7 protein-coding genes and 1 riboswitch are annotated in these 13193 nt (G+C 69.0%); of the genes, 6 read left to right on the top strand and 1 reads right to left on the bottom strand.

The features are described from left to right. Positions 1-83 precede the first annotated feature (83 nt). The 6 genes from H9658_RS15945 (at position 84) to H9658_RS15920 (ending at position 12094) form a co-directional block, all read left to right on the top strand. Positions 84-1487, top strand: coding sequence for an ATP-binding protein (locus H9658_RS15945; RefSeq protein ID WP_179570042.1), 1404 nt, complete (start codon positions 84-86; stop codon positions 1485-1487). A 45-nt stretch (positions 1488-1532) separates the two neighbouring features. Beyond that, entirely contained in the window at positions 1533-4973 is a 3441-nt protein-coding gene (locus H9658_RS15940; RefSeq protein WP_191826080.1) for a hybrid sensor histidine kinase/response regulator, read from the top strand. 186 nt (positions 4974-5159) lie between these two features. Then, complete coding sequence (locus tag H9658_RS15935; RefSeq protein ID WP_191826079.1) at positions 5160-7016, top strand: sulfotransferase family protein; 1857 nt, start codon at positions 5160-5162, stop codon at positions 7014-7016. Positions 7017-7301: 285 nt separating this feature from the next. Beyond that, positions 7302-10055, top strand: coding sequence for a TonB-dependent receptor (locus tag H9658_RS15930; RefSeq protein WP_225210027.1), 2754 nt, complete (start codon positions 7302-7304; stop codon positions 10053-10055). A 97-nt stretch (positions 10056-10152) separates the two neighbouring features. After that, positions 10153-11445 carry an aspartyl/asparaginyl beta-hydroxylase domain-containing protein gene (locus H9658_RS15925; protein WP_191826078.1) on the top strand — a complete coding sequence of 431 codons (1293 nt, stop codon included), beginning with the start codon at positions 10153-10155 and terminating at the stop codon, positions 11443-11445. Positions 11446-11500: 55 nt separating this feature from the next. Further along, positions 11501-12094 carry a 2OG-Fe(II) oxygenase gene (locus H9658_RS15920; RefSeq protein WP_191826077.1) on the top strand — a complete coding sequence of 198 codons (594 nt, stop codon included), beginning with the start codon at positions 11501-11503 and terminating at the stop codon, positions 12092-12094. Positions 12095-12119: 25 nt separating this feature from the next. On the opposite strand, the gene H9658_RS15915 is transcribed toward H9658_RS15920, so the two are convergent. After that, positions 12120-12695, bottom strand: coding sequence for a manganese efflux pump MntP (locus H9658_RS15915; protein WP_191826076.1), 576 nt, complete (start codon positions 12693-12695; stop codon positions 12120-12122). A 5-nt stretch (positions 12696-12700) separates the two neighbouring features. Continuing rightward, a riboswitch (yybP-ykoY riboswitch) is annotated at positions 12701-12868 on the bottom strand. Positions 12869-13193: the final 325 nt, after the last annotated feature.

Here is a 13193-nt window from a genome sequence, read left to right as displayed (position 1 = left end):
GCATCCAGCGGGAAGACGGAGGTGGCTAATATAGCCGCAGTCCGCGTCCGCCTGCCGGCGGCGCTCCCGCCATTGGCCCGCGCATGCCCGACCTGCCTACGCCCCAGCGTTCCGCCGACCCGCCCGCCGCTGGCCCGCTGGCGTGCGCGTTGCGTTGGTGGCGCGCGATCCCGCTGGCCGACCGCGTCGACCGGCGCAACGCGGCGATGCTGCAGCTGGTACTGGTGTTCGTGGGCCTGTATCAGCTGATCGCGATGCTGATGGCATGGTGGCGGGCCGGCGCAGCCATCGACTCGGTCGCGTTGTGGTTGGCGGGATTCAATGCGCTGGCGATGTGGGTGTGCTTCGCGCTGTTGCGGCGTGGCGCGTTCCTGTGGGCGGCGCGGCTGTTCGTGGTGGTGAGCCTGGCGCTGCTGACCGTGGGCTATGCGCGTTGGGGGCTGGAAGCGCAACTGCGCGGCCAGCTCGGGCAGCTGCTGCCGGTACTGATCGGCGGGCTGTTGCTGAGCCGGCGCGCGCTCTGGGGCGCGGTGGCGTGGCTGGCATTGGTGGTCGCGCTGGGCGCATGGCGCGATGCGGCGCGCATGTTCTTCCTGCCGTCGCTATGGCCGCGGGTCCTGGAAGTGGCGGTGGGCAGCCTGGTCGGCTTCGTGGTGGTCGCACTGGTGCTGGACCAGTCGGTGGCGGCCCTGCGCGACAGCCTGGCGCTGGCGCGCAAGCGCGGCAACGACCTGGCCCGCTCGCGCGACCGGCTGCAACTGGAGATGCAGGAAAAGGAGCGTTCGCGCGACCAGCTGGTGCACGCCCAGAAGATGGAGAGCGTCGGCCGCCTGGCCAGCGGCGTGGCGCACGATTTCAATCATCTGCTCAGCCTGATCATGGGCTATGCCGCCCGTGCGCGCCGCAGCGACGATCCGCAGCAGCTCAAGGCCGCGCTGCAGGGGGCCGATGCGGCGGCGCGGCGCGCGGCGGCGGTGACCCGCAAGCTGCTGGATTTCAGCCGCCAGGAAGCGACGCGGCTGGAGGTGTTCGAACCGGCCGAGACGATCGCCGGCATGCGCCCGATGTTCGACCAGTTGTTCGGCCTGGGCGTGCAGGTGCGCCTGCACCTGCACGAGGCGCCGTGCCCGGTGCGCTTCGACCGCGCGCAGCTGGAACTGATCCTGCTCAATCTCGCCGCCAACGCGCAGCAGGCGATGCCCGAGGGCGGGCAGTTCGAGTTGACCCTGGCGCCGCGGCCCGATGCCACGCTGGAGATCGCGGTGCGCGACAGCGGCCACGGCATGAGCGAGGACGTGCGCGCGCGCTGCCTGGAGCCGTTCTTCACCACCAAGCCCAGCGGGCAGGGCACCGGCCTGGGACTGGCGGTCAGCGCCAACCTGATCGCCGCGGCCGGCGGCGCATTGCTGGTGGAGAGCGCGCCCGGGCAGGGCAGCGTGTTCCGCCTGCGGTTGCCGCTGCACGCCGGCGCGACGGCGGTCTCGTGAGCGGCGGCGAGCTAGACTGCGGCGAACGCACCGGGGACCTCGCCCTTGGTTTCTAGCTGGATCCTGCTGCTGGTGTCGGTCGGCTACGCGGCGCTGCTGTTCGCAGTGGCGTGGTGGGGCGATCGGCGGCCGCTGTACCCGGAACGACCATGGCTGCGCCCGGCGGTGTACAGCCTGGCGCTGGCGGTCTACTGCTCGTCGTGGACGTTCTACGGCGCGGTCGGCAGCGCGGTGCGCAACGGCGCCGGCTACCTGCCGATCTACCTGGGTCCGCTGCTGATGCTGCTGTTCGGCTGGCGCATCGTCGAACGGTTGGCGCTGATCGCGCGCAGCGAGAACACGGTGTCCATCGCCGACTTCATCTCCTCGCGCTACGGCCGTTCGCGGCGCCTGGCGGCGCTGGTGGCGGTGATCGCGCTGATCGGCGTGGTGCCGTACCTGGCGTTGCAGTACAAGGCGGTGGCGATGAGCCTGCAGGTGCTCAGCGGGCAGTCCAGCGCCGGGGCGCCGTTCTACGCCGATCCGGCGTTGTACGTGGCGCTGCTGATGGCGCTGTTCGCGACCTTGTTCGGCACCCGTCAGGTGGACGCCACCGAACACCACCACGGCATGATGCTGGCGATCGCGCTGGAATCGGTGGTCAAGCTGCTGGCGATGGTCGCGGTGGGCGTGTTCGCCTACGTGTGGTTGAGCGGCCGCGACGGGCAGGTGCTGCAGTCGGCGCGCACGCTGTTCCAGAACACGCCGCCGGTCGGCTTCATCTCGCAGACCCTGCTCAGCTTCCTGGCCATCGTGTGCCTGCCGCGGCAGTTCCACGTGGCGGTGGTGGAATGCAGCGACATCGGCGACATCCGCAAGGCGCGCTGGCTGTTCGGGCTGTACCTGGTGGTGATCTCGGCGATGGTGGTGCCGATCGCGTCGGCCGGCATCGCCCTGTTCGGCCATTCCGGCGAGGTGGCCCGCGACAGCATCGTGCTGGCGCTGCCGTTGGCCGAGGGCCGCACCGCGCTGGCGCTGGTCGCCTACGTGGGCGGGTTCTCCGCCGCCACCGGCATGGTCATCGTCTCCAGCATCGCGCTGGCGACGATGATCAGCAACGACCTGGTGATGCCGGTGCTGTTGCGCCGGCGCGGGCATCAGGCGGCCGGCGCCGACGTCGCCTCGCGGGTGTTGTGGATCCGCCGCCTGGCGATCCTGCTGCTGGCGCTGATCGCCTACGGCTACTACCGCAGCAGCAGCAACGACAGTTCGCTGGCCTCGTACGGGCTGATGGCCTTCGCCGCGGTGGCGCAGTTCGCGCCGGGTGTGATCGGCGGGCTGTACTGGCGCGGCGCCAGCCGCAAGGGCGTGGAGACCGGCATGGTGCTGGGCTTCGGCACCTGGATCTACACCTTGCTGCTGCCGGCGCTGACCCAGGCCGGCTGGCTGGCGCCGGGATGGCTGCACGACGGGCCGTTCGGCATCTCCTGGCTGCGCCCGCAGCAGCTGTTCGGCATGAGCGGCTGGGATCCGCTGGCGCACGGCACGTTCTGGTCGCTGCTGCTCAACGTCGGCACGATGATGCTGGTGTCGGCGCGCTGGCGCCCGGGCCTGGACGAGCGGCTGCGCGCGGCGCCGTTCCTGGAGCCGTATTCGCAGCGGCCGGCGGTGGCCGGCGATTGGCTCGGGCAGGTGCAGGTGGTCGATCTGCAGGCGCTGGCCGAACGCATGGTCGGCGAGCGCCACGCCCGCCGCGCCTTCGCCGAACAGGCGCAACTGCTCGGCCGCGAGCCGCAGCCCAATGCGGTGGCCGACCGCGTCTGGGTGCAGTTCACCGAACGCCTGCTCGCCGCCTCGATCGGCGCGGCCTCGGCGCGGCTGGTGCTGACCAGCCTGCTGCGCGGCTCGGGCATGGACCTGGGCGAAGTGGTGGCGGTGCTCGACGAGGCCGGGCAGGAGCTGCGCTTCAACCGCGAGATCCTGTCCACCACGCTGGAAAACATCAGCGCCGGGGTCAGCGTGGTCGATCCGGCGATGCGCCTGACCGCGTGGAACCGGCGCTACCAGCAGATGTTCGGCTACCCCGACGGCATGCTCTACGTCGGCCGCCCGGTCGCCGACCTGATCCGCTACAACGCCGAGCGCGGCGAACTGGGCGAGGGCCGCATCGAGGAACAGATCAGCCGCCGCATCGCGCATCTGCGCGCCGGCACCTCGCACGTGTTCGAGCGCACCCGCAGCGACGGCAAGGTGATCGAGATGCGCGGCCAGCCGCTGCCCGGCGGCGGCTACGTGACCAGCTACAACGACATCACCGACTACAAACGTGCCGAGCAGGCGCTGCTGGAAGCCAACGAGACGCTGGAGCAGCGCGTGGCCGACCGCTCGCGCGAGGCCGAACTGGCGCAGCAGTCCAAGACCCGCTTCCTGGCCGCGATCAGCCACGACGTGCTGCAGCCGCTCAACGCGGCGCGGCTGTTCGCCTCCGCCTTGCGCGAAGCGCACCAGAACGAGGAGCAGCGGCATCTGGCCGAGCGCGTGGACGCCTCGCTGCGTGCGGCCGAGGAACTGCTCGACGGCCTGCTCGACGTGTCGCGGCTGGACGCCGGCGGCATGCGCCCGACGATCGAGGACTTCGACGCCAGCGTGCTGCTGCGCGAACTGGCCGCGCAGTACACCCCGGTCGCCGCCAGCCGCGGCCTGCGCATGCATGTCTATGCGCGGCCGATCTGGGTGCGCAGCGACCGCCGCCTGCTGCGCCGCGTGCTGCAGAACTTCCTCGCCAATGCGCTGCGCTATACCCGCCAGGGCCGCATCGTGCTGGGCATGCGCGGCCGCGGCGCGGCGCTGGAGCTGCAGGTGTGGGACACCGGTCCGGGCATTCCCAAGCACCACATGCAGCAGATCTTCGAGGAGTTCCAACGCTACCAGCAGCCGTTCGACTGGGGCGAGCAGGGGCTGGGCCTGGGCCTGTCGATCTGCCAGCGCATCTCGCGCCTGCTCGGCCACGACCTGGATGCGCGCAGTGCGGTCGGCCACGGCAGCATGTTCTCGATCGCCGTGCCGCGGGTGGCACCGGTGCCGCAGAAGCAGCAGCGGCAGCAGCGCAGTGTCGCCAGCAGCGACTCGCTGGTCGGGCTGCGCGTGCTGTGCGTGGACAACGATCAGGAAATCCTCGACGGCATGCGCGCGCTGCTCGGCCGCTGGCAGGTGGAGGTGATCTGCGCCAGCACCGTGGACGAGGCGCTGCTGCTGGCGGCGCGCGCGCCCAACGTGATGCTGGTGGACTACCACTTGCACGACCGCCTGGACGGGCTGGACACGCTGGATGCGCTGCGCGAGGCGATGGTCGGCCCGGTCGCCGGCGCGCTGCTCACCGCCGACGGCCGCGACGAACTGAAACTGCAGGCCCGCGAACGCGGCTACCGGCTGCTGACCAAGCCGGTCAAGCCGGCCTCGCTGCGCGCCTTCCTCACCGCGTATCACGATCCGATCAAGAGCGATTAGCGCCGGTCGGCGCGATCGCGACAGCGCGCATTGCGCGGTCCGGCGTCGAGCATGTCGTGCGGCGAAGTTGCGTATCTGCAGTGTGTGCGTCGTTTGCCTGCGCCCGGCACGGCCTGCGTTGCGACCCGCGATCCGGCCCGGCTATGGTGGCAGCCCTTTCCGCCCGCCCGTCTGGACCGTCAGCGCATGAGCCCACCGCAAGACACCGCGATCCCGTCGTTGCCCCAATTGCTGGCGGCACTGGAGGCGGGACAGGCGCAGGCGCTGGAGCAGGGCGCGCGCCGCTACCTGCAGCACGCGCCTGGCGACGCCTTGGCCAGCAGCCTGCTGGCGATGAGCCTGCAGATGCAGGGCAATGCGGTGCAGGCGGCAGTGCTGTATCGCGAACTGACCGAACGGCAGCCGCAGGACGTGGCGCACTGGAACAACCTGGGCACCGCCTTGCGCGAGGCGCGCCGTTTCGCCGAGGCGCGGCAGTCGTATGCGCAGGCGCTCATGCTGACGCCGGGCGATGCGATGCTGCACCACAATCTGGGCCTGCTGGCGATGGACGAAGGCGACTATGGCGTCGCCCGCGAGCATCTGCTGGATGCGCATGGGTTGGCACCGGACTCGGCGCAACTGCGCGTCCACGCGGCGATGGCCTGCCACGAGTGCGGCGACTTCCAGCGCGTGGAGGCGCTGCTCGCGGACTGGGCGCAATGGCCTGCGCTGGACCCGGAGACCACGCTGGAACTGGCCTGGCTGCTGTCGCAGGCCGGCCACACCGACGCGGCCTGCGAGATGCTGCGCGCCTGCGCCACCGGACCGATGCCGCAACCGGAGCGCGCCTGGTCGCGCCTGGTGCTGGTGCTCGAGCGGGTCAACCAACTCGACGAGGCGCGGCGGGCGGCCGCACACCTGCCGCCGCCGGAGCGGATCGAGGACGTGGACGCGCGCCACGATGCGATCAATGCGCTGGCGGTGCTGGCGATGCGCGACGGGCAGTGGGACGCCGCGTACCGGCTGCTGCGCGGCCTGCTGTCCGCCGACGCGGCCACCGACACGCGCAAGCAGAGCAACCTGTTGTTCGCGATGGCCCGCGTCTGCGACCGCCTGGGGCGCCACGACGAAATGCTGGCGGCGTGCGCGCAGGGGCATGCCGGGCAGGTCGAGGGCGTCGCCTCGCTGGTGCCCGAGCTGCTTGCGGCGGGCGCGGCGCCGCTGCCGGTCGCGCGACGCCGCTGGGATCCGGTGCGCTACGCCGCCGCGCTGCCGGTGGCGGCGCCGCCGCGCGATGCTTCGCCGATCTTCGTGGTCGGGTTCCCGCGCTCCGGCACCACCTTGCTGGAACAGATGCTCGATGCGCATCCGCAGCTGTGCGCGATGGACGAACGGCCGTTCCTGCAAGGGCTGGCCGAGCGCAGCGAGCGCCGCGGCCTGGCCTGGCCCGATGGCCTCGGGGAGCTCGACGAGGCCGCCTGCGCGGCCCTGCGCGCCGACTACTGGCGGTCCGTACGCGGTGTGGTGCAGCTGCAGCCCGGACAACGCCTGGTCGACAAGAATCCGCTGAACCTGCTGCGCCTGCCGCTGATCCAGCGGCTGTTCCCCAACGCGCACGTGATCCTGGCGCTGCGCCATCCCTGCGACGTGCTGTTGAGCTGCTACATGCAGGCGTTCCGCTCCCCGGCCTTCGCGGTGCTGTGTTCCAGCGCGCAACGCCTGGCGCAGGGCTACGCCGATGCGATGGCGTTCTGGCTCTACCACGTCGAGCTGCTGCAACCGCGCGCGCTGGAGCTGCGCTACGAAGACCTGGTCGCCGATCCGCAGGCGCAGGTCGCGCGCTTGGGCAGCTTCCTGGAACTCGAACAACCGGAGCGGTTGCTGGAGTTCCAGCGCCATGCGCGCGCCAAGGGCTTCATCAGCACGCCCAGCTATGCGCAGGTGGTCGAAGGCATCAATCGCAAGGGCCTGGACCGCTGGCGCCCGTATCGCGAATTCTTCGAGCCGGTGCTGCCGCTGCTGCAGCCCTACCTGCAGCGCTGGGACTATCGCGTCGACTGATTCGGGCAGCCGCTTCGGCCCGCACCGGCGCCCATGGCGCCTTCCCCGTCCGCGCCTGTGGACGTACATGTTTTCGAACGGTGTAGCGATTATGCCAACCGCTGGCGCAATGCGGCACATCAAAACAACACTTTTCTTATAAAAAACTAACAAGTGCTTGACGGTTCCGATCGGTCCGCAAGTCCGAAGCATCCAACGAAGACGTCGCGCCCAGCGCGATTCGAACCGGTTCACGTCCGCGTGCACCGCTGGCGTTCTGTTGCCCATCACATGAGGTTTTCCCCAATGTCCGCACCAAAGAACAGACTCGCCCAGGCCATCTGCCTGGGATTGGCGACGCTTCCCGCCGCTTCGCTCTACGCACAGAGCGCCGACACCGCGGCGACGTCCGCCAGCGGCGCGGTCGACCTGGACCGCGTCACCGTGACCGGCTCGCTGGTGCGGCGCGTGGACGTGGAAACGGCCAGCCCGGTCACCGTGGTCGACCGCCAGCAGATCCAGCAGAGCGGCAAGCAGACCCTGGGCGACCTGATGCAGTCGCTGCCCGGCATCGCCGGCGATGCGACCAACCCGCAGGTCAACAACGGCGGCGGCGACGGCGCCTCGACCGTGTCGCTGCGCGGCCTCGGCGACCAGCGCACGCTGATCCTGATCGACGGCCGCCGCATCCTCAACAACGACATCAACTCGATCCCGGCCAGCATGATCGACCATGTCGAAGTGCTGAAGGTCGGCGCCTCGGCGCTGTACGGCTCCGACGCCATCGGCGGCGTGGTCAACTACATCCTGCGCAAGAATTTCGAAGGCGGCGAATTCTCCGCCAACTACGGCCAGGCCAGCCGCGGCGACGGCGCGCGCCAGGGCGGCACCTTCACCTTCGGCAAGACCTGGGATCGCGGCAACATCGTGGTCGGCCTCGACTACAACAAGCAGAAAGAGATCTCCTCGGCCAATCGCGCGTTCTCCAAGGACGCGCTGTACCTATCCAGCGGCAGCGTGTTGAAGAGCGGTTCCAGCCGGACCCCAGGCGGCTATTACAAGCTGCCTGCAAGCACCTTGGCCGCCAATGGCTGCAGCACCGGCGGCGCGATGACCAGCGACGGCGGCGGCGGCTACAAGTGCTACTCCTCCTCCGACGCCTACAACTACCAGTCGCAGAATCTGCTGATGACCCCGCAGCAGCGCGTCAACAGCTTCGTGCTCGGCAGCTTCAACATCACCGACAAGCTGCAGGCCTACGTCAACGCCTACCACAACCACACGATGGCGCATTACGCGATCGCGCCGCTGCCGTTCGATGCGCAGAGCGACGGCGTCACCATCGCCGCCGACAATCCCTACAACCCGTTCGGCGTCGAGTTCGGTCCCAACGGCTACGAATACCGCTCGCGCTTCACCTCGCTGGGCCAGCGCGAAGGCTTCTACGACACCACCACCGACCAGGACGTGCTCGGCCTGAAGGGCAGTATCGGCGACACCAGTTGGGTCTGGGACGCCAACTTCAACTACGGCCACTACCAGCAGCGCAACTGGAGCCACGGCTACGTGGACTACGCCGCGCTGCAGGACGCGATCAACGCCGGCGAAGTGAATATCTTCGACCAGAGCGATGCCAATACCGTGTCTTGGCTGAACAGCCACGAATCGATCCCGCGCTATCAGACCACGCACATCAGCCGCCAGTGGGAAGCCAGCGCCAACGGCAGCGTGTGGGAACTGCCGGCAGGCAGCGCGCTGTTGGCGGTTGGCGCGCTGTACCGCAAGGAAAGCCTGGACTACACCGTGTCCAGCAATGCGCTGATCAACAGCGAGAACACCTGCGATATCTCCTCCGAGGCCTGCTCCTCGCCGCTGAGCGGCTCCTTCAGCGTGAAGGAAGCCTATGCGCAGCTGTTCATCCCGGTTTTGGCGCAGTCCTCGCCGATTGGCGCGCTGAATGTCACCCTGAGCGATCGCTTCTCCGACTACAGCAGCGTCAATTCGACCAACAACAGCGCCTCGTTCCAGCTTGAGTGGCGCCCGATCCACGACCTGATGGTGCGTGGCACCGTGGCGCAGGTGTTCCGCGCGCCGACCATCTACGATCTGTACCAGGGTCCGACCGCGAACTCGCCGACCTTCACCGATCCGTGCATCGGCTACAGCGGCAGCGGCCACGAGAACGCCTGCGAAGGCGTGGAAACCGGCTGGACCGGCTCGGGCCTGTCGCAGACCAACGCGATCGTGTCTGGTTCCACCTACGCCAACTACGACTTGAAGCCGGAGAAGGGCACCTCCTACGACTATGGCATCGTCTACAGCCCCGAGTTCGTGCAGGGCCTGTCGTTCAACCTCGACTGGTGGAAGGTCAAGCTCGACGACCTGATCCAGTCGATCTCCGCGCAGACCGTGGCCAACATCTGCTACAACGACAACAGCAGCCCGTACTGCAGCTACATCCACCGCTATGCGGCCGGCACGGTCAGCGCCGGCAACATCGACTACATCGAAACCCCGGTGGTCAACATCGGCAAGCTGGACACCCAAGGCATCGACTTCGGCGCCAACTACGCCCTGCCGGACACCGCGTTCGGCAAGTTCACCCTGGCCCTGGACAGCACCTACCTGCAGCGCTACGACATCGACACCGGCGACTCGGTGGTGCACATGGCCGGCAAGTACAACTCGTCCTACGGCAACTACGCACGCTGGCGCGCGCGCGGCCAGATCGGCTGGAAGCTGGGCAACTGGGACGCCACCTGGACCACGCGCTGGATCGGCAAGATCCAGGTCGGCAGCACCGACCTGTCGGAGAACATGTCTGCCGATGGCTCGGAAAAGGGCGTGGTGCTGAACTACGGCAGCTACATGTACCACGCGCTGCAGTTGGGCTACGACATGAGTGACGCCAACATCCGCTTCGATCTGGGCGTGGACAACCTGTTCAACAAGCAGCCGCCGGTGCTGTACCAGAACAACGTGTTGAACGCGAACACCGACGTGAGCACCTACGACACGGTCGGCCGTTACTACTGGATGCGCGCCACCTATCGGTTCTGAGGGATGTCGGCCAGCGTCGCCTGCGCTTGCAGGCAGGCCGGCTCGTGACACGCGGCGCGCCCAACCGGGCGCGCCGTTTTTCGTTGAGGGGGTATCGATGACAGCGAGACGGGACGATCCATCGGCGCGGCTACAGGCGCTGTGGCGTGGCTTCGAACAGGGGCGACTCGCGCAGGTACAGGCGGCGACCATGGCCTGGCAGGCGCAGGGCGACGCACCGCCGGCGTTGGACCTGCTGTTGGCCGCGCTGGCGCAGGAGGCGGGACTGTGGACCCATGCCACCGATCTGTACCGGGGTGTGGTGCAACGAGGGGGTGGGCTCGAAGCGCCGGCGCGGATGGGCTGGGCCGCGATGCTGTCGGCGCAAGGCGATGCGGCGGGCGCCGAAGGCATTCTGCAAGACTTGCTGCGCCACCAGCCGGACCATTACATCGCCCATCTGCGGCTGGGCGAACTGCGCGCGGCACGCGGTGACGCACACGCGGCCGTCGGCAGCTACTACGCGGCCGTCGTGCATGCCCAGCGCCAAGGCCGCTGGCTGAGCGACGACAGCACCGCGCCGGCGTTGCGCGACCGCGTGCGCAGCGCGATGGCGGCAGTGGATGCCGGCCGCCGCGATCTGTTCCTCGGCTTGCTGCAACCGTTGCGCCGCGATTACGGCGCCGACGCGCTGGATCGGGTCGAGCGCGGCTTGCTGGCCTATCTGGGCCTGCTGCCGGCGCAATACGCCGATCCCTTGCAACGGCCGACCTTCTTCCACGTGCCCGACGTACCGGCCGCCGCGTATCCGCCGCTGCACTTGTTCCCGTGGTTGCAGGAGTTGGAACAGAGCACCGCGGCGATCCGCGCCGAGATGCTGGCCACGCGCGAGCAGGCCGACGCGTATGCGCCGTTTCTCGGTACGTCCACCGACCAGCTGCCGCCGGGACTGCTCGCCGGCGAGCGCGGCAGTCCCGCGTGGGATGCGTATTTCTTCTACCGCCATGGGCAGCGCGACGACGCGCATGCGCAGCAGTGCGCGCAGACCACGGCCGCGCTGGAGCGCACGCCGTTGGTGCGCATCCGCGCGCACGCGCCGGAGATCTGTTTTTCGGTGTTGGCGCCGGGCACCCACATCCTGCCGCATCGCGGCGTCACCAACACCCGCCTGACCGTGCATCTGCCGCTGCTGGTGCACGGCGATTGCGCGCTGCGCGCCGGCGGCCAGCTGCACGTGTGGCAGGAAGGGCGGGCGATGGTGTTCGACGATACCTTCGAACACGAGGCCTGGAACCGCAGCGACCGCCACCGCGTGATCCTGCTGATGGACACCTGGAACCCGCACCTGCAGCCGGTCGAACGCGAGGCGGTGACGCGCCTGGTCGAAGGCATCGGCGATTTCAACGCGTAGGTGGCGCAGTGAACCGCAACCGACAGCGCAACGCGAGACAAAGGAAACGACACGCATGAAGCACGCCGATCTTCGCCACTACGTCCGCGTCTACGACGCAGCGCTGGATGCCGGCTTCTGCAGCCAGCTGGTCGCGCAGTTCGAACGCACGTCGGCGCAGCACCGCCACAATGGTGCCGGTGCGCGTGCCGGCCTGGACGACAGCGCCTGGACCGAACTCAACGTGACCCGGGCGGCCGATCCGGCCTTCCAGGGGTTCTTCATCGAACAGGTGCGCGCGGCGCTGGCGCGCTACAACGCCGATCTGGGCCTGTCCGCAGCGGTGCCGTGGCGCCCGCGCCTGGCCGACCTGCGGATCAAGCGCTATCGCGCCAGCGCCGGCGAGCGCTTCCAGCCGCATTTCGACGCCTGCGACGAGGAGACCGGCCGCTACCTGGTGCTGCTGTGGTATCTCAACGATGTCGCCGAGGGCGGGCAGACCCGCTTCGTCGACCTGGACCTGGAGGTCGCGCCGCGCACCGGGCGCCTGCTGATGTTCCCGCCGTACTGGATGTACATGCACGCCGCCCTGCCGCCGCGCAGCGGCGACAAGTACATCCTCTCCACCTACCTGGAATTCACCGCCAAGCCGGCGCCGCCACAGGGCTGAGCCGGCAGCGGCGGGCGTGCGCGGATCAGCCCGCGCCGTGCAGGTGTTCGAACAGGATGGTGCTGCCGATCGCGATCAGCAGCGCGCCGCCGACGATCTCCGCGCGCTTGCCGGCCAGGGTGCCGAGCACGCGGCCGAGCATGATGCCCAGGGTCACCATGGTCAGCGTGCACAGGCCGATGACCACCGCGACCTCGGCGATGTTGACGTCGAGGAAGGCCAGGCCGACGCCCACCGCCATCGCGTCGATGCTGGTGGCCAGGCCGGTCGCGGCCAGGTTCCAGAAGCCGTGGCGCTTGGGCGCTTCGGCGGCAACCTCGGGCGCCTCGGGCTTGAGCCCGGCGACGATCATGTGCACGCCGAGCGCGCCGAGCAGGCCGAACGCGATCCAGTGGTCGAACGACACCACGTACTTGGAAGCGGCCTGGCCGAGCGCCCAGCCCAGCACGGGGGTCAGCGCCTCGATGCAGCCGAAGATCAGGCCGGCGCGCAGTGCGTCGCGCCACAGCGGTTTGCGCATGGCCGCGCCCTTGCCGACCGCCGCGGCGAAGGCGTCGGTGGACATGGCGATGCCGAGCAACAGAATCGAAAGAAACGACATGTGGGGACCACGCCGGGGCAGAAGACGAACGACGAGCGCGCGCGCCCGGCTTTCGCCACGCAAGCTCGCCGCTGGTCTCGCCAACCGAGATGGTTGCCCGCACCACGGCGCAACGGCCGAGTGTGTTGATGCGGGCGCTGTCCGGATACGCGGGACAGCAGGCTACTCCCCAAGGGACGCGCAGTCTAACAGCGGCGAATGCCGACGAATACGCTTCGAACGCACGCGAACCTGCAGCTTTTTTTCTTAGCAACAGCTATATGCTCGGACGTCGAGGGCACGGCGGCGTCGGTGCACCGAAGCCGATTCGGGAAGCCGATCCGGTGCGCGGCAGCCATCGCTGGGTGTGCAAGCGATGGCCTGCAATGCGCGAACAGCGGTCGCGGCTGAAACCGCTGCTGCAGGGCTACGTCGAGGTCCGATGCCATCCCCTGTAGGAGCGGCTTCAGCCGCGACCGAAAACCTCCAGGGCCGCTACAGCCCGTGGAGTGCGCTGCG

This window comes from Xanthomonas bonasiae, from assembly GCF_014836395.1.
In the GTDB taxonomy this organism is placed as follows: Bacteria; Pseudomonadota; Gammaproteobacteria; order Xanthomonadales; family Xanthomonadaceae; genus Xanthomonas_A; species Xanthomonas_A bonasiae.
The sequence above is the reverse complement of the archived record's forward strand: the minus strand, read 5'-3'. Positions and strand labels throughout refer to the sequence as shown.

What these genes read in the sequence shown, in the direction of transcription:
- H9658_RS15945 (WP_179570042.1), top strand. Translation starts at nt 84, where the DNA reads ATGCCCGACCTGCCTACGCCCCAGCGTTCCGCCGACCCGCCCGCCGCT.
- H9658_RS15935 (WP_191826079.1), top strand. Translation starts at nt 5,160, where the DNA reads ATGAGCCCACCGCAAGACACCGCGATCCCGTCGTTGCCCCAATTGCTG.
- H9658_RS15930 (WP_225210027.1), top strand. Translation starts at nt 7,302, where the DNA reads ATGTCCGCACCAAAGAACAGACTCGCCCAGGCCATCTGCCTGGGATTG.
- H9658_RS15925 (WP_191826078.1), top strand. Translation starts at nt 10,153, where the DNA reads ATGACAGCGAGACGGGACGATCCATCGGCGCGGCTACAGGCGCTGTGG.
- H9658_RS15920 (WP_191826077.1), top strand. Translation starts at nt 11,501, where the DNA reads ATGAAGCACGCCGATCTTCGCCACTACGTCCGCGTCTACGACGCAGCG.
- H9658_RS15915 (WP_191826076.1), bottom strand. Translation starts at nt 12,695, where the DNA reads ATGTCGTTTCTTTCGATTCTGTTGCTCGGCATCGCCATGTCCACCGAC.